We start from the raw sequence: 24865 nt of genomic DNA, 5'->3' as shown, positions 1-24865 counted from the left end.
TCCCTAGAATGGACCCATCAAATGAATTGCTCCAACGAGAGCAACAAACTACAGGGGTTCCATCATGTCTATTTTGTCTATCAATACCTTTTACTCACGTTTTCGTGCCCGTGCCATTGCCGCCGAGCAACTGATTGCCGCATTCCAGGCGAGCCCTGCAGGCAAGACCCCTGTTGACGCCTACCACCAGCTGGCGGGCAACCAAAACAAGGAAAACATGGATGTGCTCGCCGAGCTAGTACGCATGGAAGCAGGCTTCTGCGCCTAAGGGAAAACACCTATGTGAGCAGGCGTATCAACGGATTCCGAGACCTGCCCCACCACCATAAACTACACACATCTAACAATCTGTGTCGTTGCCAACCAGACACGACACTGAAAAACGAGGGAAGGGTTTAACATGCTTATCATCAACAACCGCAAACCGGCCAAACAGCCGACCATCATCGAAGCCAAAGCAGACATGAAAGCGGCCTTCGCACCACCGCGGGACTATGTAACCGGTGCTCTCAAAAAGCTGCGTCACTCGACCAGCATTGATTGGTGGTTGAATGTCGATTACGTTGAATCTGAAAGTGCCCTGTCCTGAGCAACGCCAGGCACCTGAGAAGGACATTGTTTTGAGTAAAATCGGGCCCTCAGCGCAGTCATCGAATAGCGCAGACTGCCTGAACCTCCCCCGAGGCCTCAGGTATAATCCAGATATGCGTCGATACGACGCCAGATCTGTTGCCGAAGTGCTTTCGTCTCATTCACTAAATGGTGCCGCGCACCACCAAGATGGGCAAACACCGCATTCGGAAAGTGATCGCGAATCACCGGCAAGTTGAAGCGCCAGTCCACCGTATCGTCGGCATCACCCTGCACAACCAATACCGTTTTGTCCGAGTCGGGCAACTGACGAAACATCGGCTCCCAGACTTTCAGTGCGTTGACCCAGCTCATCGGCAGCACCGGACACTGCAGTGCATCACTACCCCTAAGCCATGCCAGAAACTCCTCATCACCGGAGTTAGCGGCCCAACGCCTGGGCAAACTAGATACCACCCGACCAATCATATTGTGCAGCGGTTTGCCCCAGCGCCAACCCTTTGGCCGCACCAGCGGCGCCAGTAGCACCTCTTTCTCAAACGCATTGCCACCCTTGAGCAGGTAAGTCATCAAAATGGCACCGCCGGTGCTCTGGGCCAAGGCAATTTTCGGTTTCGGCAGATTAAAGGGCGCCGCAGCATGAAATGCGTCGTTCATTATCTGCAGGTACTGGTCGAAACTGTCGATTTCGGCGCGCTTGCCTGAGGATAGGCCGTGACCGGGAAGGTCGTAAATAAAGACAGCGTATTGGCGTTTCAGACAGTATTCGATGGCGTGTTTGAACAGGCCGGCATGATCGTAAAAGCCGTGATACAAAAACGCTGTTTTGGTAGGGGATTCAGGGATAAACACATGTGCGGCGATATCAAAACCGGCCGAGGAGAACACGCCGAAATGATGCTGCAAACCGTCAATGCGGTTTTCAAAATCTATACCGTAATAAGCAAAATAAGCCTGCGCCAGCGGCGAGATATCCGCCGCCGCAGACAGTGGGGGCAGGCTTAGCGATTCGCGGTTGTCTGCGGCCAGCCGTACCCATTCACTCATCAGTTTACCTTCGCATCCAGCTTGCCCGCCGCATAGGCTTCGAACATACCTTCCAGTGAAACCGGCTTGATCTTGTCCGCATTGCCGGCAGTGCCGAAGGCCTCATAGCGCGCTATGCAGATATCCTTCATTGCCGTGATCGTTTCTTTCAGATATTTGCGCGGGTCAAACTCCGAGCGATTATTCGCCAGGAAACGGCGAACAGTACCGGTAGACGCCAGTCGCAGGTCGGTGTCGATATTGACCTTGCGCACGCCGTGCTTGATGCCTTCTACGATCTCTTCTACTGGTACGCCGTAGGTTTCTGGAATCTCGCCACCAAATTCATTGATGATGGCCAACCAGTCTTGAGGAACACTTGAGGAACCGTGCATAACCAGATGAGTATCGGGAATACGCTGGTGAATCGCTTTGATACGCTCGATAGCCAGAATATCGCCTGACGGCGGACGGCTGAATTTGTAAGCGCCGTGACTGGTGCCGATGGCTATCGCCAGGGCATCAACATTGGTTTTGGCCACAAAGTCGGCCGCTTCTTCGGGGTCCGTCAGCATCTGGTCATGGCTAAGTGTGCCTTCGGCGCCAACGCCATCTTCTTCACCAGCCTGTCCGGTTTCCAATGAACCCAGGCAGCCCAGTTCGCCTTCAACAGAAACACCACAGGCGTGCGCCATCTCCACAACCCGGCGAGTGACGTCCACGTTATAGTCGTAATCAGCCGGGGTTTTACCATCTTCACGCAGGGAGCCGTCCATCATCACCGAGCTAAAGCCCAACTGGATAGATCGCTGACACACATCCGGGCTGGTACCGTGATCCTGGTGCATAACCACCGGTATTTCCGGAAACTCTTCCACTGCCGCCAGAATCAGGTGGCGCAGAAACGGCGCACCCGCGTACTTACGGGCACCGGCCGAAGCCTGCATGATCACCGGGCTATTGGTTTCACGCGCCGCTTCCATAATGGCGCGAGTCTGCTCGAGGTTGTTCACGTTAAAGGCCGGAACGCCGTAGCCGTGTTCGGCGGCGTGATCCAGCAGTTGTCGCATGCTGATAAGTGCCATTTGCTACCCCTGTATTTTCAACAATATCTATTATCTGTGGGAGCCGGCAGGGCCCGCTCCCACAATGAAGTTCCTAACCCTTTGCCCGCTCTTCCAGTACCGCCACCGCAGGCAGCACCTTGCCTTCAACATATTCCAGAAATGCGCCGCCGCCGGTTGAGATATAAGACACCTTGTCGGCAATGCCAAACTTGTCGATAGCGGCCAGCGTGTCACCGCCGCCAGCAATTGAGAAAGCATCAGATTCCGCAATGGCCTGAGCGATGGCTTCAGTGCCGTCGGCAAACTGGTCGAACTCAAAAACGCCGACCGGGCCATTCCAGATAATCGTGCCCGCCTGCTTGAGAATTTCTGCCAGACAGGCCGCAGAAACCGGGCCAATATCAAAAATCATATCATCGTCGCCCACATTGTAGGCTGGACGCAGCGTGGCCGGCTCCTTCTCGTCAAATTTCTTGCCGGTGATTACGTCCGTGGGAATCGGGATATCACACTTTTCCATCAGCTTTTTCGCCGCCGGCACCAGATCCTCTTCATAGAGCGATTTGCCAACATTGTTACCCGCCGCCGCTAGGAAGGTATTGGCAATACCACCGCCAACCACCAGCTGATCCACCTTATCAGATAGCGCATCAAGCACTTCAAGTTTGGTCGACACCTTGGAGCCACCAACAATCGCCACCATTGGCCGGGCCGGTTCTTTCAGCGCTTTTTCCAGATTTTCCAGCTCGTTTACCAACAGCGGGCCGGCACAGGCCACGGGAGCAAAACGGGCGACACCGTGAGTAGAAGCCTGGGCGCGGTGAGCTGTACCGAAGGCATCCATCACAAATACATCACACAAGGACGCGTAGGTCTCAGCGAGATCTTCCTCGTCCTTTTTCTCACCCTTGTTAAATCGGACATTCTCCAGCAGCACCAGCTGGCCCTGATCAATCGTGACGCCGTCCTGCCAATTTTGAACAACTGCAACTTCGCGCTCCAGCAGCTCACCCAAACGTTTGGCCACGGGCTTCAGCGAGAAAGACTCGTCATATTCACCTTCTGTTGGGCGCCCCAAATGGGACATAACCAGCACTTTCGCACCTTGCTCCAGCGCCAGCTTTAGCGTCGGCAGCGCCGCACGGATGCGAGCGTCTGACGTAACCACGCCATCTTTCACCGGCACATTGAGGTCTTCGCGGATCAAAACGCGCTTTCCGTTGAGATCCAGGTCGCTCATTTTCAGTACTGAAAGGGCCATTCCTTGTAACTTCCTCAAATAAAAAAATCTTTAAAAACGACTCCCCTCTCCTGAGGGAGTGGGGCCGGGGGTGAGGGACAATACAGCTGACAGCCTTTAAGGAGCACGCTTCTGAAGCCACCCCAAAAGCCCCTCATCCTATCCTTCTAACATTCCAGGTGCGCTATCGGACATCCTATGCTCCAAAAGGATTCCACAGCCTCCACGCAACTATTTCACATTCACCGATTTCAACATCATCCGGCCTGCCAGTGGCTGACCACGTCCAACATCCGGTTAGCATACCCCCACTCATTGTCGAACCACACCAGCATATTGACCAACTGGCCGCTGACGCGGGTCTGCCCGGCGTCAACCACCCCGGAGCGCGGATCATGATTGAAATCGCAGCTGGCAAGCGGCTCATTGCTGACGCCCAGCAAGCCCTGCAAGCGCGATTCCGACGCCGCCAACAACGCACGGTTCACCGCATCGGCTGTCACCGGTTTGCGACAGTGTACGGTCATTTCCATGGCAGAGACATTATGCGTTGGGATGCGCAGGGCGCGCGACGCAAACTTTCCGTCCAGCGCTGGCAGTATGCGACCAATGCCTGCCGCCAGACCGGTATCCACCGGAATCATGGACAGACCCGCTGCGCGGGTTTTACGCAGGTCGGTATGATGATATGCATCGAGCACCGGCTGATCATTCATCGCCGAGTGTATCGTAGTGATGGTACCTGACTCGATGCCAAAGCTGCGCTCCAAAACATCGATAACAGGCACGATGCAGTTAGTGGTGCAGGACGCCGCCGACACAATATGGGTTTCGGGTGTCAGCAGCTCTTCGTTAATACCAAATACTATCGCCGGGATATCCGACTGACCGGGCTGGGACAGCAGGGTATAGCTTGCACCCTGTTCTAGGTGCGCGGCCATATCTGCGTGACTGTCGTAGCTACCGGAGCACTCCAGCACGACATCCACACCGGCCCAGTGCACCTGCTCCAGCGAGTGATGGTGCGTTACCGCAATGCGATCACCCTGCACCACCAGCGACTGGTCCGCTGCCGCCACCTTGCCCGGGAAGCGACCGTGGGTGCTGTCGTATTTGGTCAGGTGGACAATCGTCGCCAGATCCGCCGGCTCGTTAATCGCCACGATCTGCATCTGGCTGCGATAGTCAGATTCATAGAGGGCGCGCAGTACGCAGCGCCCAATGCGACCATAACCGTTGATCGCCAGCCTGATCATTCTGGCAGGCAGTCCTCGACCGCAGCCACCACGGCGTCGGCAGTGATATCGAAGTATTCAAACAACTGACCGGCAGGCGCCGATTCACCAAAGGTACTCATACCGACAATGCGACCATCGAGGCCCACATACTTGTACCAGTAATCCACGTGCGCCGCTTCCACCGCAACGCGGGCCAGCACATGACTGGGCAGTACCGACTCGCGATAAGCCGCATCCTGCTGCTCAAACACATCGGTCGAGGGCATCGACACCACGCGGATGTTCTTGCCGCTCAGCTTGGCTTTGGCGTCCATGGCAATCTGCACTTCGGAACCGGTCGCGATAATGATGGCATCGGGCTCTCCGTCACAGTCACTCAACACATAACCGCCCTTGGCGATATTGGCCACCTGCTCGGCACTGCGCTCCTGCGGCGCCAGCCCCTGACGGGTCAAGGCCATTGAAGTAGGACCATCATTGCGGCTCAGCGCCGCACGCCAGGCCGCCATGGTTTCGGTCACATCACAGGGGCGCCACACGCTCATGTTCGGAATGATGCGCAGAGAAGGTACGTGCTCCACCGGCTGGTGAGTCGGGCCGTCTTCACCCAGACCAATCGAGTCATGGGTCAATACAAAGATGCTGCGCTGCTTCATGATAGCCGCCATGCGCAGGGCATTGCGGGCGTAATCAGAGAACACCAGAAAGGTGCCTCCATAGGGAATAAAGCCGCCGTGTAGGGCAACGCCATTCATGATGGCGGCCATGCCAAACTCGCGCACACCATAAGAGATGTAGTTGGCACCGGGTTCTTTTGGTGACATCAGGGTACAACCTTGCCACCAGGTGTTGTTAGAGCCGGTCAGGTCAGCCGAGCCGCCCAGCAGCTCGGGCATAAAGGGACCGAAACCATTCAGGGCCTTTTCTGACGCTTTGCGGGTGGCGACCTTTTCCATCGCCGCCTGAGCTTCTTCTACCAACGCCTGGGCGCGGGCATCAAAATCTTCAACCAGTTCGCCAGCCATGCGACGCTCGAATTCAGCCGCCAGCTCCGGGTAGGCCGCGCGGTAGGCGTCCATCACCTTGTTCCACTCGGCCTCGGCGGTTTCACCTTGGGATTTGGCATCCCACTCGCTGTAAATATCGGCGGGGATTTCGAAGGGGCCGTGGTTCCAGCCCAGATGCTCGCGTGCGGCCGCAATTTCGTCACCACCCAGCGGTGCGCCGTGCACATCGTGACCGCCCTGCTTGTTGGGGGCACCAAACCCGATCACGGTGCGGGCACAGATCAAGCTCGGCTTGTCGGTCACGCTTCGGGCTTCTTCAATCGCCTTCTTAACCGCTTCGGCATCGTGCCCGTCCACGCCGCGCACCACATGCCAGCCGTAGGCTTCAAACCGGCCCGGGGTATCGTCGGTAAACCAGCCTTCCACATCACCGTCGATAGAAATGCCGTTGTCATCATAAATGGCAACCAGCTTGCCCAGCCCCAGGGTGCCCGCCAGTGAACAGGCCTCGTGGGAGATACCTTCCATCAGACAGCCATCGCCGAGGAAGGCGTAAGTGTAGTGATCAACAATCTGGTGACCGTCGCGGTTGAACTGAGCACCCAGCACTTTCTCTGCCAGTGCAAAACCCACCGCGTTAGTGATGCCCTGACCCAGCGGGCCGGTGGTAGTTTCAACGCCCGGCGCATAACCGTATTCCGGGTGGCCCGGTGTTTTCGCATGAAGCTGGCGGAAGTTTTTCAAATCGTCGATAGACAGTTCATAGCCGCTAAGGTGCAGCAGCGAATACAGCAGCATGGAACCGTGACCGTTAGACAGCACAAAACGGTCGCGATCCGCCCAGTTCGGGTTGGCCGGGTTGTGCTTGAGAAAGTCACGCCAAAGCACTTCAGCAATATCTGCCATGCCCATCGGTGCGCCGGGGTGGCCGGAATTGGCCTGTTGAACAGCGTCCATACTGAGAACGCGTATGGCATTGGCGAGATCGCGACGAGAGGGCATTGAGGGCTCCTGTGATAGAGAAGTGCGGTTGCCGGAAAAAAAGAGGCGCTATTTTCCCCTACTCGGGCCAATACAGCAAATCGAGCTGAGGCCAGAGCCCCAGCGGGCTGGAGCATCGACCAAAATCCATAAAAAAATCCTTATATAAAAATATTTTTATATTGCTGGAGATGCTGGTAAACTCCCCGTCATGACTGAATCCGCCCTGCAGATTAGCAGCGGGCACGAAACCCGCGATGCCCTGGTAGCCCTACTGAAGGCCGCTGCCGACCAGCTTCGCCTGTCGGTTTTGCGCATCCTGCGGCGGGACACCTTCAGCGTGCAGGAACTGAGCCAGATACTGGATGTCAGTCAGCCGGGCATGAGCCACCACCTAAAGCTTCTGGCTACCGCCGGCCTGGTCAGCACCCGTCGCGAAGGCAGCACTATTTTTTACCGGCGCGCGCACAAACCGCGCCACCCGGAATTTGCCGAGCTACAAACGGCCATTCTGAGTAGCGCCGATCTGGTGGTTCTCGACGCGTCAGCCGAGCGACAACTGGCACTGATTAACGACGCCCGAGCGGAAAGCTCGAAGGCCTTTTTTGAAGAATATGCCGGCGAGTTTCGCCGCCAGCAGGAACAGATCGTCGCATACGGTCTCTATGGGCCCGCCAGTGCCGAGCTGCTTAGCAGCACCCAGAGTACCGGTGCGCTGGCCGTGGAAGTTGGCCCGGGCGAAGGCGGCTTTTTACCTGAACTGGCGCGGCGCTATCAGCGGGTCATCGCACTCGACAATGCCAGCGCGATGCTAGACAAATCGCGCCAGAGTGCCGCTGAACAGCAGCTCGAGAATATCGAGTTTGTGCTGGCCGACACCGCCAGCGCCAATATAAGCCCAGGCAGTGTGGATTGCGTAGCAATCAATATGGTTTTGCACCACGTGCCGTCGCCGGCAGATATTGTGGCCGACACGGCACGCTGGCTAAAACCGGGCGGCGTGCTGAGCATCACGGATTTATGTCCGCACAATCAGAGCTGGGCCAAAGAAGCCTGCGGTGATTTGTGGCTGGGATTAGATCCCGACGAATTGACAGACTGGGCCACCGAGGCCGGTCTGGAGGAAGGGCCTGCAGTTTTTCTGGCCCAGAAAAATGGCTTCAGGGTGCAACTCAGGCAATTCCTGAAACCCTGATTTTAAATTTTGCACATAAAAGTAGCGTCAACTAGAGGAAAAGCTATGTCCGAATACGCACTGTTTACCTCAGAGTCCGTCTCTGAAGGTCACCCCGACAAAATGGCAGACCAAATCTCCGATGCGGTACTGGATGCCATCATCGCTCGCGACAAGCATGCGCGTGTTGCCGTGGAAACGCTGGTAAAAACCGGCATGGCTGTGGTTGCCGGTGAAGTAACCACCTCTTGCTACGTGGATCTCGAAGACATTATCCGCGAAGTTATTAACGGCATTGGCTACAACAGTTCAGATGTTGGTTTCGACGGCGCCAGCTGTGCGGTACTCAACGCGATTGGCAAACAGTCTGTAGATATCAACCAAGGTGTCGATCGCGCCAAACCCGAAGACCAAGGCGCTGGCGACCAGGGCCTGATGTTCGGTTACGCCACCAACGAAACCGACGTACTGATGCCTGCTCCGCTGTTTTACTCCCACCGTCTGGTAGAGCGTCAGGCCTACCTGCGCAAGCACGGTGTACTGCCCTGGCTGCGCCCAGACGCCAAGAGTCAGGTAACCCTGCGCTATGAAAACGGCAAACCCGCGGCCATTGACGCGATCGTTCTGTCCACTCAGCACAACCCGGAAATCTCACAGAGCGATCTGCGCGAGGCTGTGATCGAAGAGATCGTCAAACACGTGCTGCCAGCTGAACTGCTGCATGCCGACACCAAATTCCACATCAACCCGACCGGCAACTTCGTCATTGGCGGCCCCGTGGGTGACTGCGGCGTCACCGGCCGCAAAATCATCGTCGACACTTACGGCGGAATGGCTCGCCACGGTGGCGGCGCATTCTCAGGCAAGGATCCGTCCAAGGTAGACCGCAGCGCCGCTTACGCAGGCCGTTATGTTGCGAAAAACATTGTTGCGGCTGGTCTTGCTGATCGTTGCGAAATCCAGGTGTCCTACGCTATTGGCGTTGCCGAGCCCACATCAGTCTCGATCAACACTTTCGGCACTGGCAAGGTAAGCGAAGATAAGCTGGCCGCCGCTGTGCGTGAGGTCTTCGACCTGCGCCCATACGGCATAACCAAAATGCTGGACCTGCTGCACCCGATGTATCAGCCCACCGCCGCTTACGGCCACTTTGGTCGCGAGCCTTACGAGCACACCTACACCTTTAAGGAAGGCGGTGAAGAGCGCTCCGAAACAGCAACAGCATTCAGCTGGGAAAAAACTGACAAAGCGGATGCACTGAAAGCCGCTCTTTAACAATCACAGGTAGGAGCCTGCGGCGCAGGCGAATCCCACATTTTTTGCCTGCCGAGCAGCCTCTAGCGAGAGGCGCCGCAGGCCAGTAAGAGGAAACAGACATGACTGCTACAGCAGCACAAAGCAACTTCACCGACTACAAAGTCGCCGACATTTCACTGGCCCAGTGGGGTCGCCGCGAAATCGAAATCGCGGAAACCGAAATGCCCGCCCTGATGGCCCTGCGCACCAAGTACAAGGCTGACCAGCCTTTGAAAGGCGCCAAAATCATGGGCTGTATTCACATGACCATCCAGACTGCGGTTCTGATCGAAACCCTGATCGAACTCGGCGCGGAAGTACGTTGGTCTTCATGCAACATTTTCTCTACTCAGGATCACGCTGCTGCAGCCATAGCCGCCGCCGGCATCCCCGTTTTTGCCTGGAAAGGTGAAACCGAAGAGGAATTCTGGTGGTGTATCGAGCAAACCATTCTGAGCGAAGGCAAAGAGTGGGACGCCAATATGATTCTTGACGACGGTGGCGATCTGACCCTGTTGCTGCATGACAAGTATCCCCACATGCTGGACAAGATTCACGGCATTTCAGAAGAAACCACCACAGGTGTTCACCGCCTGCTGGAAATGCTGGAAAACGGCACACTGAAAGTACCGGCGATCAACGTAAACGACGCGGTAACCAAGTCGAAAAACGACAACAAGTACGGCTGTCGCCACAGCCTGAACGACGCCATTAAGCGCGGCACAGATCACCTGTTATCAGGTAAGAAAGCACTGGTTATTGGCTACGGCGACGTGGGCAAAGGCTCTGCGGCTTCACTGCGTCAGGAAGGCATGATTGTAAAAGTCACCGAGATCGATCCGATCTGTGCCATGCAAGCCTGCATGGACGGCTATGAAGTTGTTTCGCCCTACATCGATGGCATCAACGACGGCACCGAAGCCAGCATCGACACCCGCCTGTTGGGCACCACCGATCTGCTGGTAACCACTACCGGTAACGTCGACGTGTGCGACGCCAATATGCTTAAAGCGCTTAAAACCGGCTGCGTAGTGTGCAACATTGGTCACTTTGACAGCGAAATCGACACCGCCTTCATGCGCAAGAACTGGAAGTGGGAAGAAATCAAACCTCAGGTTCACCGCATCGTGCGCGATGAAGCTAGCGGCGACCACCTGATTCTGCTGTCCGAAGGCCGCCTGGTAAACCTGGGCAACGCCACTGGCCACCCCTCGCGTATCATGGACGGTTCTTTCGCCAACCAAGTTCTCGCCCAGATCTACCTGTGGGAGCGCAAGTTTGCCGATCTGCCCGCTGCAGAAAAGCAAGCCAACCTGTATGTGAAAGTACTGCCGAAGAAACTGGACGAAGAAGTAGCTGCCGAAATGGTGCGCGGTTTTGGCGGCGTGATTACCCGCATGACCGACGAGCAGGCCAAGTACATCAACGTACCGGTTGACGGCCCCTACAAGCCCGAAAGCTACAAGTACTAATCTATTCGCTCGAGGGCAGGCCTCTGCGGCCAAGTTCGCAGAAGCCTGCCCGACAGGCGAACCAACGTCGAATTCAAACAATATGACTAAACGCTACAGCTTCGAATTTTTCCCACCCAAGACCGACATCGGTCGGGAAAAACTGCAAACCGTTCGCGCTGAACTGAGCGACCTAGGCCCCGAGTTCTTCTCCGTGACTTACGGTGCCGGCGGCTCTACGCGCGACAACACCAAGAACATTGTCACGCAGATGAAACAGGAAGGCCTGTCTGTTGCGCCGCACCTGTCTTTTGGCGGCGATGACGAAGCTTCCATGCTTGAACTGATCAACAGCTACAAGGATGCAGGCATTGACCGTATCGTTGCCTTGCGTGGCGATATACCTTCAGGCATGGGCGCAACCCGTCTGGTCTACGCTAAAGAGCTGGTGGAGTTTATCCGCAAGCACACCGGCGAGCATTTTCACCTCGAAGTGGCGGCCTACCCGGAGATTCACCCGGACGCCAAAAGCTACCAGGCCGATATCGGTTTTCTGAAAGCCAAACTGGACGCCGGTGCCAACAGCGCGATCAGCCAGTACTTTTACAGCATCGACGCCTGGCACTATTTTATGGATCACTGCCAAAAAGCGGGAATTGATAAGCCAATCTATCCCGGCATCATGCCCATCACCAACTTTGCTAACCTGGCGCGCTTTTCCCGCAACTGCGGCGCCGAACTGCCTCGCTGGATGACGCAGAAGTTTGAAAGCTATGGCGACGATGCCGAAGCGAGCCGTGAATTTGGTGTCGAAGTGGTAACCCGTCTCTGCGAACAATTGCTCGCTGCTGGCGCTCCTGGGCTACACTTTTACACCATGAACACAGTGAACCCCACCAAAGCCATCTGGCAAAACCTCAAGCTGTGAAAATTGCGCGTCATTCGTGACGCGCCTACCCAACTATTTCCCTCACACGCATTCTCTCAGCCGCTATCCTGCGCCCTCGATTCAGTAACAACCACATCACTGAAGGAGGCTCTATGTTTCGCGTACAACCGGTAGGTCAGGATCGCATTGATATTGAAATGAGCGGACGCTTGGAAAGCAACGATATGCGCGCCGCGATCGCCAATCTGGAAATGAAGTGTGAGCATATTCGCGACGGCAAAATGCTGTATTTTGTCCACGACTTTGAAATGCCCTCAGCCGGCGCTGTTGGGGTGGAACTAAAACAATTGCCACAACTCATTCGCACCCTGAAGCACTTCGACAAAGCGGCTGTCATCGCCGATGAAAAATGGATACGCAATCTGAGTGAAGTGGAAGGCGCTTTGTTTCCTGGACTGGAAGTAAAAGCTTTCGACATGAAGGATGCACACGCAGCCGAAGCCTGGCTTCACCACTGAGCGGCAACCGCCCCAATCAATTGGGGCGGTACACCTTGATATTGGTAAAGCCCTGCTCGACCAGATGAGCCGCATGCAGGCGGCTCATTACTCCCTTATCGCAATACAGCAGATAGGTTTTGTCACGCGATAGGGTATCGCTTTTACTGTGCAGCTCATAAAACGGTAGCGATGATACCGTCACGCCGGCAAGGCGTAGCGGCGCGCGTTCCACCTCATCGGGATGACGTACATCGAGCACCACAGCATCCGGCACCGGCACCTGCAATACCTCAACTTCAATGCGCTCCAGCTCTTCGTTGGCCAGCTGATCAATCGTGGTATAGCGCGCAGCCGCCAGGGCCTGCTCCAAAACCGAAAAATCAAATTTCGCTTCCTGCGCAAGGATGCGCTCCGGACGAGCCTTCGTGGTGGGCTTCACAGAAATCACGCCACAGTATTCCGGCATGTTTGCCGCAAACTCCTCGGTGCCGATCTCTGTTGCCGTGCGAATAATATCGCCTTTGTCGGCCGCAATCAGCGGACGCAATACCAGCTTGTCAGTAACCGCATCAATCACCGATAAGTTAGTCAGCGTCTGACTAGACACCTGCGCGATCGCTTCGCCCGTCACCAGTGCCTGCACGTTCAGCTGGTCAGCCACAGTTTCGGCGGCGCGCAGCATCATTCGCTTGAGCACCACCCCCATTTGGGAGTTGTCGACATTTTTCAGAATCTCACCCACCACCCCCTCAAACGGCACGGTGACGAATTTAACCCGGTGCGACGCGCCGTATTTCATCCACAGGTACAAGGCTACTTCCTTGACCCCGATCTCGTGGTCGCGCCCACCCAGATTGAAAAAACAGAAGTGAGTGCGCAAACCGCGCTTCATCATCAGATAACTGGCAACCGGCGAATCAAACCCACCGGAAATCAGTGACAGCACCGGGTCGAGACTGCCCAGCGGAAAGCCACCCAGCCCCGGGTAGCGCTGATTGACAATGAACACGCTCTGGTCACGTACCTCAATACGCACCACGACGTCCGGGTTTTTCAGATCAACGCCCTGAGCTTCTGAATGCTGATTGAGCCCCCCACCAACGTAGCGCTCTATATCCAGCGACTGAAAGGGGTGATCACCTATGCGCTTGCAGCGCACACTGAATCGCAGCCCTTTGAGGCGATCGCCCCACAAAGCGAGCGTCTTCTGGAAAATATCATCGATATCCACCAGCGGGTACTCGACCACGTCCATAAAATAGGCGATGCCCGGGGTATTACTCAGCACATCAATAAATGCCGCCGCCGTATCAGGCTCTAGCTGCTGCGAACTGACTACAATCTTGTCCCACTGGCGCTCAATATGTACTTCAGAATCAATGGGTTGCAAAAGGCGCTTGAGATTGGTGTGCAGCTGTTTCACAAATTGCTTGCGCACGGGCCGACTTTTGATGGTGATCTCAGGGAAAAACTTGACGATAAACTTCATGACAGCCCAGATTTGGCGACAATAGCCGCGCAGTGGAGAAAAACGCGATTATAGCGTTAATTGGCACAAGACTCATGGACGCCCTTGCAAAGACCAAAACGCACCACTATGATGCGCTGACGCACCATAATGGATCACTCTTAAGTTTTTCCGCACTCAAAAAAGGCAATGCACCGCGTAAAGGCCGATAAATGCAGGGATTCCTGCCCAATAGTAGTGGCACGGCTTTTGCTTTTAGTGGAGTCACTCACGGGGCTCCTATGCGCCCCTGAAAGATAGGCATATAATCGCCCACTTTCGGCACGGCCGCAGGCACGGTCGAGACAACCAGACTCTCTTATTGGAGGAAAACCCTAATGTCAGAGAACACTCTGAAACTGATTAAAGACAATGAAGTGAAATGGGTCGACCTGCGCTTTACCGACACAAAAGGTAAAGAGCAGCACGTAACCATTCCCGCCAAAGAAGTAGACGACAGCTTCTTCGAAGACGGCAAAATGTTTGACGGTTCCTCCATCTCTGGCTGGAAAGGCATCAACGAATCCGACATGATCCTGATGCCGGACGACGCCGCTTCTGTGCTGGACCCTTTCACCGACGACGCCACTGTTATCGTACGTTGTAACATCGTTGAGCCTTCTACCATGCAGGGCTACAACCGCGACCCACGCTCCATCGCGACCCGCGCTGAAGAATACATGCGCTCTACCGGCATTGCCGATGGCGCCCTGTTTGGTCCAGAGCCCGAATTCTTCGTATTTGACGACGTAAAATGGCACGCTGACATCAGCGGTGCTGGCTACGCCATCAGCTCTGACGAAGCAGCCTGGTCTTCCAACAAGGTTTTCGAGGACGGCAACTTCGGTCACCGCCCTGGCGTTAAAGGCGGCTACTTCCCCGTTCCGCCAGTCGACAGCCTGCACGAACTGCGTGCGGCCATGTGTGACGCCATGGAAGCCATGGGCCTGGATATCGAAGTACACCACCACGAAGTGGGTACTGCCGGCCAGTGTGAAATTGGTGTTGGCCCCAACAACGCTGTGAAAAAAGCCGACGAAGTACAGGTACTCAAGTACTGCGTACACAACGTTGCTCACGCGTATGGCAAAACCGCCACCTTCATGCCCAAGCCTCTGGTTGGCGACAACGGTAGCGGCATGCACTGCCACATGTCACTGAGCAAAGACGGCACCAACCTGTTTGCCGGCGACGCCTACGGCGGCCTGTCTGAAACTGCCCTGTTCTACATTGGCGGTATCATCAAGCACGCACGCGCGCTGAATGCCTTTGCCAACCCGTCCACCAACTCCTACAAGCGTCTGGTACCTGGCTTTGAAGCCCCGGTAATGCTGGCCTACTCTGCCCGCAACCGCTCTGCTTCAATCCGTATTCCTTACGTATCCAACCCGAAAGCACGCCGCATCGAAGTGCGCTTTGGCGATCCCTCAGCCAACCCGTACCTGATGTTTGCTGCGTTCTTGATGGCTGGCCTGGACGGCATTCAGAACAAGATCCACCCCGGCGACGCTGCCGATAAAGATCTGTACGACCTGCCCGCAGAAGAAGCCGCCGAGATCCCGACCGTTGCCGCTACCCTGGAGCAAGCACTGCAAGCTCTGGACGCAGATCGCGAGTTCCTGACCGCTGGCGGCGTATTCGACGACGACATGATCGACGCCTACATCGGCCTGAAAGCCGGTGAAGTTGAGCGCCTGAACATGACGACTCACCCCGTTGAGTTCGACATGTACTACAGCGTTTAATCGCTCTCGCATGTCCCGAAAGCCCGGCCCAGTGCCGGGCTTTTTTGTGCCCGCGCGACCAACGCGGAACCGTTCGCCAAACACCTATTGACGCCCGCCCCGATTGGCATAACCATAACGCCATGAAACCAAAACGCATCTCACTTGCCCTGTGCACCCTTCTGGCTTTCTCCCTGTGTCAGGCGGAACCGCCGAAAGCCGAGGAAGACAGTGGCCCACTGATATTTCGCTCCGAAGACAGCCAAGGCAACCCCGTTTTCAGTGACCAGCCGAGCCGCGACGCACAGCGCGTGAATCTCAAGGACACCAATCGCACCCCAGCGGTTCAACCCCAAGCAAAGCCCCCGAAAAAACAGAAGTCGGCCAGCTCCAGCTACAAAGTGGTTTTTCTTGAACCTGCCGATGGCGACTTCTTCGCCAACGGTCTGCAGCCAGTTTCTGTCTCCATCAACGTCTCCCCGCCAGTGCTGCCCAAACACCAGATTGAGTTTTTGCTCGACGGCGCATCCATCGCTCTGGGGAGCAACTACACGACCACAATTGAACGACTCCGCCCCGGCGCGCACCAGATCAGCGCCAGAGTAGTCGACAAAAAAGGTAGGGTTGTCGGCAGCCCCGCCAGCATTGAAGTGACCGCTCAATGGCCCGGTGGCCGCTAACTCCAGCCAAACCGGCTGAATCCAAGCCCTCTTTTTGCGCACCATATTGGTGCGCGTGCGCTATACTGGCAATCTTCCAGCCTCATTTCGGTGAGTCCTGAGGGCTCGCCAGCGCCCCAGATAGCAGCAGTCGCCCATCAGACTCCATGGCCCGGATATTGCTTGTGGCCTAGGATAGAAAGGAGTTCACATATTCCCATGGCACCGGATAACCTCCACCACCGCATACTCGACAATCTCAAGACGGCCATCATTCTGGTGGAGCCCAACCTTACGGTGAGCTACCTGAATCCCGCCGCCGAGGCATTGTTGGCTGTGTCTCGCCTGCGCATGCAGGGGCATTCAGTCACCAAGCTGTTTTTCGAGCCGGAAGACACCATGATCAACCTGCTCGATGCCATCAATAACTTCAACGCCTACACCAAGCGCGAGGCTCAGCTGTTTCTGCAGTCCGGTGAAAAGATCACAGTCGATTTTGCCGTAACCCCGGTGCACGAAGCCAACAACCGTAAATCGTTGATCATCGAGCTGCAGCCGTTGGATCGCCTGCTGCGCATCAGCCGGGAAGAAGGCTTGTTTTCCAGCCAGGAAAACGCCCGGGTCTTGATTCGGGGGCTGGCCCACGAGATCAAGAACCCACTGGGTGGCTTGCGCGGCGCAGCGCAATTGCTGGCCCGAGAACTGCCTAGTGAAGACCTCGCCGACTACACCAACATCATCATTGAAGAGGCGGATCGGCTGCGCAATCTCGTGGATAACATGCTCGGACCCAACACCAACCCTCGCATGGAGCCGACCAACATCCATGAGGTGCTGGAGAGGGTCAGACACCTGGTGGAGGCCGAAGGGCTCGGCAATATCCGGGTACTGCGCGATTACGACCCCAGCATTCCCGAATTGATCGGCGATCGCGAGCAACTGATACAAGCGACGCTGAACATCGTGCGCAATGCCATGCAGGCACTGCAACAGCATGGCTACAGCGTCGAAAATCCACAAATCACACTGCGCACTCGCGCACTGCGCCAGTTCACTATCGGCTCACACCGCTACCGCCTGGTGTGCCGGGTAGACGTTATTGATAACGGCCCTGGCATTCCTGAGAGCGTACGCGAAGCCATTTTCCTACCCATGGTCAGCGGCCGCCCCGAGGGCACAGGTCTTGGTCTGTCCATTTCACAATCTATAATCAATCGCCACCGCGGACTGATTGAGTGTGTCAGCGAACCCGGTAGTACGGTGTTCACACTCAATATCCCGCTGGAGTTAGCCGCATGAGCAAATCCCACTCCGTCTGGATAGCAGACGATGACCGCTCCATCCGCTGGGTGCTGGAAAAAGCACTGAACCAGGCCAATATCGACACCCAGAGTTTCGAGAACGGCGACGAACTGTTGACCCAGCTAGATACCAGCACGCCTGACGCCATTATCAGCGACATCCGTATGCCGGGTATCGATGGCCTGGAGTTACTTGGCAAAATCACCTCCACCCACAGCGGTCTGCCGGTGATCATTACCACTGCACACTCGGATCTGGACAGTGCCGTAGCGTCCTACCAAGGCGGCGCCTTTGAATATCTGCCCAAGCCCTTTGACGTCGACGAGGTGGTCGCCACCATCAAGCGAGCGCTGGAACACAGCATTAAGCGCAAGGGGCAGGTACCCGTTAACGAACAGTACGAAACCCCCGAGATCATCGGCGAAGCCCCGGCCATGCAGGAAGTATTTCGCGCCATTGGTCGCCTTGCCCATTCCAACATCACCGTGTTGATCAACGGTGAATCTGGAACCGGCAAGGAGCTGGTCGCCCATGCCCTGCACCGCCACAGTCCGCGCGCCGACAAGCCCTTTATCGCCCTGAACATGGCCGCCATTCCCCGCGACCTCATGGAGTCGGAGCTGTTTGGCCACGAGAAAGGCGCTTTTACCGGCGCCGGCGCCCAGCGTCGCGGCCGGTTTGAGCAAGCCAACGGCGGCACCCTGTTCCTCGACGAAATTGGTGATATGCCTGCGGAAACCCAGACCCGACTGCTCAGGGTATTGGCCGACGGTGAATTCTACCGGGTCGGCGGCCACACCTCGGTCAAGGTGGATGTACGCATCATTGCCGCCACCCACCAGGATCTGGAAAAGCTGGTTCAGGAACACAAATTCCGCGAAGACTTGTTCCACCGTCTGAATGTGATCCGGATTCATATCCCCAGACTGACCGAGCGTCGCGAAGATATTCCGATGCTGATGAAGCATTTTTTCAAAAAAGCGGCGACCGAACTCAATGTCGAGCCCAAGCGCCTGCGCCCGGAAGCCGAAGAATACCTTGGCAAACTGTCCTGGCCCGGCAACGTGCGCCAGCTGGAAAACACTTGCCGTTGGCTCACGGTCATGGCCTCCGGCCGCGACATTCATGTCAACGACCTGCCGCCTGAAATGCTGCAGCAGACTTCCAGCCCCACCGATGACGCTCCCGGCGTGCCCAGCGTGCACTGGCAGGACAACCTGCGTCATTGGGCAGATCAGGAATTGCTATTGGGCCGAGACCGACTACTGGATCGCGCGGTCCCGCAATTTGAGCGCATCATGATTGAAGCAGCCCTGCACTATACCCAGGGCCGAAGACGCGACGCATCCAACCTGCTGGGCTGGGGTCGCAATACACTGACCCGGAAAATCAAGGAACTGGGAATGGGCGGGGATGACCCTGAGGATTGAGCAGCGAATGCCTGACGTCCAACATCAACCCTCAGGCGCCCGCGCGAGCACTTCCGCATAGCCCACCCGGTAATCCGGATACGCAAACTCATAGCCACTGTCTCGCAAGCGCTGGTTACTGCCGCGCTTGCTGCCCGCCATATGGCGGTAGCCATGATCCACCTGATACGGCACACCCAACTGCTGGGCCAACCACTGGTGAACCTCGGCTATCGGCGCGGGATCATTATCAACGGCAAGATAACAACCTGCCACTGCCGCGCCCGCCTCACTTTGCTCAAGCACATGCCGAAGCACCCCCACACAGTCATCGCGATGAATCCGGTTACTGAAATGCGGCGGCTCCAGCGGTGCGCATTGCCCCGCGCGAACCCGCTCGGCCAGACGCAAACTCTCGCCACCATAAATACCACCGAATCGCACGACCGTCGCGGGCAGCCCCGACGCCTGCAACAGCTGCTCCGCAGCCAGCACGCTGCGGCCGCTGTAACTGGTCGGTGCCAGTTCGCTATTTTCATCAACCACCGAACCATCATTGTGGTGATACACGCTAGTACTCGACGCAAACAGCACCCTCTTCAACGCGCTTGTGTTTAAAGCTTGCAACACACCCTCAAAGCCAAGCTCAAAAACCGCCTTGTAGGCTTCAGCACTGCGCGCGCCCGGCGTTAGCGTGACCAACACATAATCAGCCGCGACATCTCGCAATCCAGCGAATGTTTGCGGCGCGCGAAAATCTAGCGGCAGCGCTTCAAACCCTGGCGGCAGGGCCGCTACATTGCGGCGCGCGCCAACCACCCGCCAGCCCTTTGCCAAAAAGTGCTGCCCCAGTGCAGCACCTAATTGGCCGCAGCCAATCAACAATAAGGTTTTTTCCATCATCAGTCTGTGGCCACAAAAGCAAAGGCCGTTACAATACGTCAGCGCAGGTGACCAGAGCAAACCTATAGCGCCGGGCGGGCTGCACATTCAGCCCAGGACACACAAACGGGACTGACAGCCCAAACGGGCAAGACAAAAGGAGCCCCTGCTTGACGGATCTGCAGGCCATCGCCATCGAACAGCTCAAGGGGGTTGGCCCGCGCCTGCGTGAACGGCTCAACAACTACGGCGTGTACAGCGCCCAGGATCTGCTGTTTCATCTGCCACTGCGCTACCAGGATCGCACCCGAATAACACCTATTGGCGGGCTACAGCTGGGCGTCGACGCCGTCATCGAAGGGGAGGTCAAAGTCGCCGACATCACCTTCGGCAAACGACGCAGCCTGCTGTGTAAACTGCAGGACGGCACCGGACTGATCTCCCTGCGCTTCTTCCACTTTTCTGCGGCGCAGAAAAAACAGCTGCAGCCAGGCACCCGCCTGCGCTGTTATGGCGAACCTCGGCGTGGTGGCGCGGGGCTGGAAATTTACCACCCCGAGTACCAACTGCTTGACGAACAACACCCGGCTGAACTCGATGATCGCCTGACACCGGTCTACCCCACCACAGAAGGCATCGGACAAAGCGTGTGGCGCAAACTCTGCCTGCAGGCACTTACATTACTGGAAAATCACAAGCCGCAAGAATTGTTGAGCGAACACCCGTTGGCGCGCTTCCCGCTCAGTGATGCACTGCACTTCCTGCATCATCCGCCGCCCAAGGCCCGGCTGTCACTGTTGCGAGAAGGTCTGCACCCAGCCCAACGACGACTGGCATTCGAAGAACTGCTGGCACACAACCTGGCCATGCTAAAAACCCGACAACAAACTCAACAACGCGGCGCTGTACCAATGCCTGCCAGTGTTCAGCTGCAGCGCGCCTTTCTTCAACAGTTAGGATTTCAACTCACTAACGCGCAGCAACGGGTCTGCGAGGAAATCGCTGCCGACCTTAGACTGGAGCGCCCCATGCTGCGACTGGTTCAAGGTGATGTCGGCAGCGGCAAAACCGTCGTCGCCGCCATGGCAGCGCTGCAAGTGATCGAACAGGGCTTCCAGGTAGCAGTAATGGCGCCAACAGAAATACTGGCCGAGCAGCACTATCTCAACTTCCAGCAGTGGTTTGCTCCGCTGGGTCTGGAAACCGGCTGGCTGGTAGGCAAATTGAAAGGCAAGGCGCGTCAGAAATCCCTTGCCGCCATCGCCAATGGTGAGGCCCAACTGGTTATTGGCACCCACGCCCTGTTTCAGGAAGACGTCATCTACCAGCGGCTGGGGCTGGCGATTATCGATGAACAACACCGCTTTGGGGTACATCAGCGACTGGCACTCACCCAGAAAGCGCGCCCGGAAGACGGCCACCCCCACCAACTGGTCATGACAGCCACCCCGATACCGCGCACCCTCGCCATGACCGCCTACGCTGATCTCGACACCTCGATCATTGATGAGCTGCCACCCGGGCGCACGCCAGTAAACACCGTCGTTATCGACAATGCTCGCCGCAGCCAGATTATCGAGCGCATAGCCCATGTCTGTGCGAAGGGGCAGCAGGTGTACTGGGTCTGCACCCTGATAGAAGAATCCGAGGCCCTGCAGGCCCAGGCTGCCGAAGCGGTATTTGAAAACCTGCAAAAAGCCCTGCCCAACCTGCAGATAGCACTGGTGCACGGCCGTCAGAAACCGCAGGAAAAGGCCGATATCATGGCCGCCTTCAAGGCAGGAACCACGCAATTACTGGTTGCCACCACCGTCATCGAGGTTGGCGTGGATGTCCCCAACGCCAGCCTCATGGTTATCGAAAACGCCGAACGCCTCGGCTTGTCCCAGCTGCATCAGCTGCGGGGCCGGGTGGGCCGGGGCGCCCTCGAAAGCCACTGCGTACTGTTATACCAATCACCTTTGTCACGCACCGGTCGCGAGCGATTGCGCGCACTGCGCGAGTCCAGCGATGGCTTTGTGATCGCAGAGAAAGATCTCATGCTGCGTGGTCCGGGAGAGATGCTTGGTACGCGCCAGACCGGATTGATGCAGTTTCGCATTGCCGACCTGCAGCGCGACGGTGATCTGCTGGAAGACGTCAGACAAAGCGCTGAATCCGTCGCGACGGACAAGAGGCTGAGCAGCGCCCTGATAGATCGCTGGCTCGGCGAAAAAACCAACTACGCCGCCGTATAAAACCGGGGTCGTAACGAGTATTTTTTGTACAGCCGGTTAAAAAATACTCGTTACGACCCCGGTTTTTGTCATAAAAAAAGGCGCCCGGAGGCGCCTTTAATATTCACTAGCAGGGGGAGACCTATTGCTGAGTGAATTCGGGGTAGGCTTCCATTCCGCACTCGGACAGATCCACACCTTCGTACTCTTCTTCCTCAGAGACGCGGATTCCGATAACAGCTTTCAGGATAGCCCAGGTGATCATGCTGGCAACAAAGACCCAACCGAAGATGGTTGCTGCACCAATGATCTGACCAGAGAAGCTAGAGCCATCGTTGGTAACCGGCACCAACAGCAGACCCAGCAGACCCACCACACCGTGGACTGAGATCGCACCGACCGGATCGTCGATTTTCATCTTGTCCAAGGTCAGGATAGAGAACACGACCAGTACGCCGCCCAATCCACCGAACAGGGTTGCCTGCAGAGCAGTAGGCGTTGAGGGCTCAGCAGTAATGGCTACCAGGCCAGCCAGCGCACCGTTCAGTGCCATCGTGAGGTCAGCCTTGCCAAACAGGATGCGAGCAACAATCAGCGCGCCAATCAGACCACCGGCCGCCGCAGCGTTGGTGTTCATGAAGACGATCGCTACAGAGTTGGCGCTTTCCACGCTGGCAGTTGCCAGAACCGAGCCACCGTTAAAGCCGAACCAGCCCAGCCACAGGATAAAGGTACCCAGCGTAGCCAACGGCAGGTTAGCACCGGGAATCGCGTTGATCTGACCGTTTTTGCCGTATTTGCCCTTACGAGCGCCTAGCAGGATTACGCCTGCCAAAGCGGCAGCAGCACCCGCCATGTGAACGATACCGGAGCCAGCAAAGTCAGAGAAACCCAGGTCACCCAGTGTGTACATGCCAAATACCGGCATACCGCCCCAAGTCCAGGCACCTTCCATTGGATAGATGAAACCGGTCATGACAACGGCAAACGCCAGGAAGGCCCACAGTTTCATACGCTCAGCAACTGCACCGGAGACAATTGACATCGCCGTGGCAACAAACACCACCTGGAAGAAAAAGTCTGAGGATGGCGCGTAGGTTGCAGGCTCTTCAGCACCGGCCACACCGTCGCCGACAATACCGTCGAGGAACAGGGTCAGCTCACCGCCGCCGTACATGATGGAGTAACCGCAGATCATGTACATGGTACAGGCTATCGCAAACAGGGCTACGTTCTTGGTCAGGATCTCGGTGGTGTTCTTGGAACGCACCAGACCGGCTTCGAGCATGGCGAAACCGGCTGCCATCCACATTACCAGCGCACCGCACACCAAAAAGTAAAAGGTGTCGAGTGCGTACTGCAGTTCAAATATTTGATTTTCCATGATTAAATAAACCTCGCAGGCTTGTTGAGGGTTTCAGCCTTCCGCCAAAGGCCAAATCCATTCCGGTCGCACTCCATTCGGGTGATAAACCGGCAATGAGCTTGCCCGTTTTTAAATTGCCTCTTCGCCGGTTTCGCCCGTACGAATACGGATGACTTGCTCCAGCGCAGATACAAAGATTTTGCCGTCACCGATCTTGCCGGTATTGGCTGATTTACTGATGGCTTCCAGGGTCTGCTCAACGGAACCGTCGGCAACCGCCACTTCGAGTTTTACCTTCGGCAGGAAGTCAACAACGTACTCCGCGCCGCGATACAATTCGGTGTGACCTTTCTGACGGCCAAAGCCTTTCACTTCGGTGACAGTAATACCCTGCACACCAATGTCTGAAAGCGCCTCGCGCACATCATCAAGTTTGAAGGGTTTGATAATGGCTGTTATCAGTTTCATGAGACAAATCTCCTCTACACGGTGCATGGCTAACCACGCACACCCGGTTCGAAACTGGTTGGGTTAAATCCGGCCGGCGAAATGCCGGCCGGGGTGTGTCTTACATCAGCGGGATGCTGTAGCTGACCACAAACTGGAGATCGTCATCTGCAGTACCGCTATATCCGCTAGCAGCCTTGTTAGAATTGATCTCGTCATCCATATCGACAATCTTGCTCAGCGTGAACGACAGGTTGTCGTTATAGGAGTAAGTAATGTCGAGGTGGGTATAGTCGCTGTCGTATGTCTGAGCACTGGGCTCTTCAAAGTCAGCAAAACCTACCAACGCAGAGAATTTACCCATACCGTAGCTAAGAGACGTGTATGAATTATCATCCAGTGCCGTTGACTTGCCGCTGATTTGATCCCAGTAGTAAAGCTCAACCCCAGCAAAGCTCAGGCCGATGTAGGCTTCAGTCAGCCCCTTGCCCCAGTCATCAGAGGCGTTAGCAGCGCCGTTTGTGCCTGGGTAGTAGTAATCCAGAACACCGATATCTACACCCAAACCGCCGAACTCACCGGCCCAGCCAGCGAAAGTGTCGATTTCACTACCACCCAAGCTTGAACCCAGGCTGGAGATCCAGGCGCCGACATAGAAGCCGCCAGTGCTGTAAATCAGATCACCAGACACGGCACCGCCGCCGCCCTGATCAATACCGCGAAACAAGTATTGGCTGGATACCGCTGCACTTGCTTCAAGCTCAGCCATAGCAGGCGCTGCGCTTAAAGCGATAGCAGCTGCAGTTGCACCAGAGGTAAGCAGAGTCTTTACTTTCTTCATGTGTGTTTCTCCACGTTGATGTTTCGATATTTCATTTTTTTGCTAGCACACA

22 protein-coding genes are annotated in these 24865 nt (G+C 56.2%); 12 read left to right on the top strand and 10 right to left on the bottom strand.

Annotated features, from left to right (window positions below; translation table 11 throughout):
• Window positions 1-64 precede the first annotated feature (64 nt).
• Together AC222A_RS14460 and AC222A_RS14455 are read left to right on the top strand one after the other, a co-directional pair.
• Complete coding sequence (locus tag AC222A_RS14460) at window positions 65-268, top strand: hypothetical protein (RefSeq protein WP_372749164.1); 204 nt, start codon at window positions 65-67, stop codon at window positions 266-268.
• A 132-nt stretch (window positions 269-400) separates the two neighbouring features.
• Window positions 401-589 (top strand): hypothetical protein, encoded by a 189-nt coding sequence (locus AC222A_RS14455; protein WP_372749163.1) that lies wholly within the window; start codon window positions 401-403, stop codon window positions 587-589.
• Window positions 590-687: 98 nt separating this feature from the next.
• Here the strand turns inward: AC222A_RS14455 and AC222A_RS14450 are convergent, their stop codons facing one another.
• The 5 genes from AC222A_RS14450 to tkt all read right to left on the bottom strand — a co-directional run bounded on the left by AC222A_RS14450 (window position 688) and on the right by tkt (window position 7171).
• Window positions 688-1638 (bottom strand): alpha/beta hydrolase, encoded by a 951-nt coding sequence (locus tag AC222A_RS14450; protein ID WP_372749162.1) that lies wholly within the window; start codon window positions 1636-1638, stop codon window positions 688-690.
• Complete coding sequence (gene fba, locus AC222A_RS14445) at window positions 1638-2702, bottom strand: class II fructose-bisphosphate aldolase (protein ID WP_372749161.1); 1065 nt, start codon at window positions 2700-2702, stop codon at window positions 1638-1640. Before fba ends, AC222A_RS14450 begins: the two co-directional genes overlap by 1 nt.
• 73 nt (window positions 2703-2775) lie before the next feature.
• Window positions 2776-3945, bottom strand: a complete 1170-nt coding sequence (locus AC222A_RS14440; RefSeq protein WP_372749160.1) for a phosphoglycerate kinase — start codon at window positions 3943-3945, stop codon at window positions 2776-2778.
• Between the two features lie 236 nt (window positions 3946-4181).
• A complete protein-coding gene (locus AC222A_RS14435; protein WP_372749159.1) occupies window positions 4182-5180 on the bottom strand; it encodes a type I glyceraldehyde-3-phosphate dehydrogenase in 999 nt (332 codons plus the stop codon).
• Window positions 5177-7171, bottom strand: coding sequence for a transketolase (gene tkt / locus AC222A_RS14430; RefSeq protein WP_372797844.1), 1995 nt, complete (start codon window positions 7169-7171; stop codon window positions 5177-5179). Before tkt ends, AC222A_RS14435 begins: the two co-directional genes overlap by 4 nt.
• A gap of 190 nt (window positions 7172-7361) precedes the next feature.
• Between tkt and AC222A_RS14425 the strand changes: the two genes are divergently transcribed.
• The 5 genes from AC222A_RS14425 to AC222A_RS14405 all read left to right on the top strand — a co-directional run bounded on the left by AC222A_RS14425 (window position 7362) and on the right by AC222A_RS14405 (window position 12478).
• Window positions 7362-8345, top strand: a complete 984-nt coding sequence (locus AC222A_RS14425; protein ID WP_372782805.1) for an ArsR/SmtB family transcription factor — start codon at window positions 7362-7364, stop codon at window positions 8343-8345.
• A gap of 45 nt (window positions 8346-8390) precedes the next feature.
• Window positions 8391-9599 carry a methionine adenosyltransferase gene (gene metK / locus AC222A_RS14420; protein WP_372763814.1) on the top strand — a complete coding sequence of 403 codons (1209 nt, stop codon included), beginning with the start codon at window positions 8391-8393 and terminating at the stop codon, window positions 9597-9599.
• Between the two features lie 101 nt (window positions 9600-9700).
• Window positions 9701-11092 (top strand): adenosylhomocysteinase, encoded by a 1392-nt coding sequence (ahcY, locus tag AC222A_RS14415; RefSeq protein ID WP_372763813.1) that lies wholly within the window; start codon window positions 9701-9703, stop codon window positions 11090-11092.
• A gap of 82 nt (window positions 11093-11174) precedes the next feature.
• Entirely contained in the window at window positions 11175-11999 is an 825-nt protein-coding gene (gene metF, locus AC222A_RS14410) for a methylenetetrahydrofolate reductase [NAD(P)H] (RefSeq protein ID WP_486775163.1), read from the top strand.
• Window positions 12000-12112: 113 nt separating this feature from the next.
• Window positions 12113-12478 carry a SpoIIAA family protein gene (locus AC222A_RS14405; protein ID WP_372749374.1) on the top strand — a complete coding sequence of 122 codons (366 nt, stop codon included), beginning with the start codon at window positions 12113-12115 and terminating at the stop codon, window positions 12476-12478.
• 16 nt (window positions 12479-12494) lie between these two features.
• On the opposite strand, the gene thiI is transcribed toward AC222A_RS14405, so the two are convergent.
• A complete protein-coding gene (gene thiI / locus AC222A_RS14400; protein ID WP_372782809.1) occupies window positions 12495-13949 on the bottom strand; it encodes a tRNA uracil 4-sulfurtransferase ThiI in 1455 nt (484 codons plus the stop codon).
• A 356-nt stretch (window positions 13950-14305) separates the two neighbouring features.
• Between thiI and glnA the strand changes: the two genes are divergently transcribed.
• The 4 genes from glnA (at window position 14306) to ntrC (ending at window position 19082) form a co-directional block, all read left to right on the top strand.
• Window positions 14306-15712, top strand: coding sequence for a glutamate--ammonia ligase (gene glnA / locus AC222A_RS14395; RefSeq protein ID WP_372764116.1), 1407 nt, complete (start codon window positions 14306-14308; stop codon window positions 15710-15712).
• A gap of 122 nt (window positions 15713-15834) precedes the next feature.
• Window positions 15835-16371, top strand: a complete 537-nt coding sequence (locus tag AC222A_RS14390; RefSeq protein ID WP_372764115.1) for a DUF4124 domain-containing protein — start codon at window positions 15835-15837, stop codon at window positions 16369-16371.
• Between the two features lie 198 nt (window positions 16372-16569).
• Window positions 16570-17649, top strand: a complete 1080-nt coding sequence (gene glnL, locus AC222A_RS14385) for a nitrogen regulation protein NR(II) (RefSeq protein ID WP_372750728.1) — start codon at window positions 16570-16572, stop codon at window positions 17647-17649.
• Window positions 17646-19082, top strand: a complete 1437-nt coding sequence (gene ntrC / locus AC222A_RS14380; protein ID WP_372759508.1) for a nitrogen regulation protein NR(I) — start codon at window positions 17646-17648, stop codon at window positions 19080-19082. The genes glnL and ntrC overlap by 4 nt, the downstream gene beginning before the upstream one ends.
• 24 nt (window positions 19083-19106) lie before the next feature.
• Here the strand turns inward: ntrC and AC222A_RS14375 are convergent, their stop codons facing one another.
• Window positions 19107-19964, bottom strand: coding sequence for an NAD-dependent epimerase/dehydratase family protein (locus tag AC222A_RS14375; protein ID WP_372749454.1), 858 nt, complete (start codon window positions 19962-19964; stop codon window positions 19107-19109).
• 149 nt (window positions 19965-20113) lie between these two features.
• On the opposite strand from AC222A_RS14375, the gene recG reads away from it, so the two are divergent.
• Window positions 20114-22180 carry an ATP-dependent DNA helicase RecG gene (gene recG, locus AC222A_RS14370; RefSeq protein WP_486775162.1) on the top strand — a complete coding sequence of 689 codons (2067 nt, stop codon included), beginning with the start codon at window positions 20114-20116 and terminating at the stop codon, window positions 22178-22180.
• Between the two features lie 121 nt (window positions 22181-22301).
• Here recG and AC222A_RS14365 read toward each other — a convergent pair whose 3' ends face one another.
• The 3 genes from AC222A_RS14365 to AC222A_RS14355 form a co-directional block, all read right to left on the bottom strand.
• Window positions 22302-23543: an ammonium transporter gene (locus AC222A_RS14365; RefSeq protein WP_372749452.1), complete on the bottom strand. Its 1242-nt coding sequence runs from the start codon at window positions 23541-23543 to the stop codon at window positions 22302-22304.
• A 111-nt stretch (window positions 23544-23654) separates the two neighbouring features.
• Entirely contained in the window at window positions 23655-23993 is a 339-nt protein-coding gene (gene glnK, locus AC222A_RS14360) for a P-II family nitrogen regulator (protein WP_183411596.1), read from the bottom strand.
• A gap of 100 nt (window positions 23994-24093) precedes the next feature.
• Entirely contained in the window at window positions 24094-24813 is a 720-nt protein-coding gene (locus AC222A_RS14355) for a TorF family putative porin (RefSeq protein ID WP_486775161.1), read from the bottom strand.
• Window positions 24814-24865 lie beyond the last annotated feature (52 nt).

The organism is Litorivivens sp., assembly GCF_057445395.1.
Note: the sequence above shows the minus strand (reverse complement) of the source record. Positions and strands in the feature narration are given on the sequence as shown.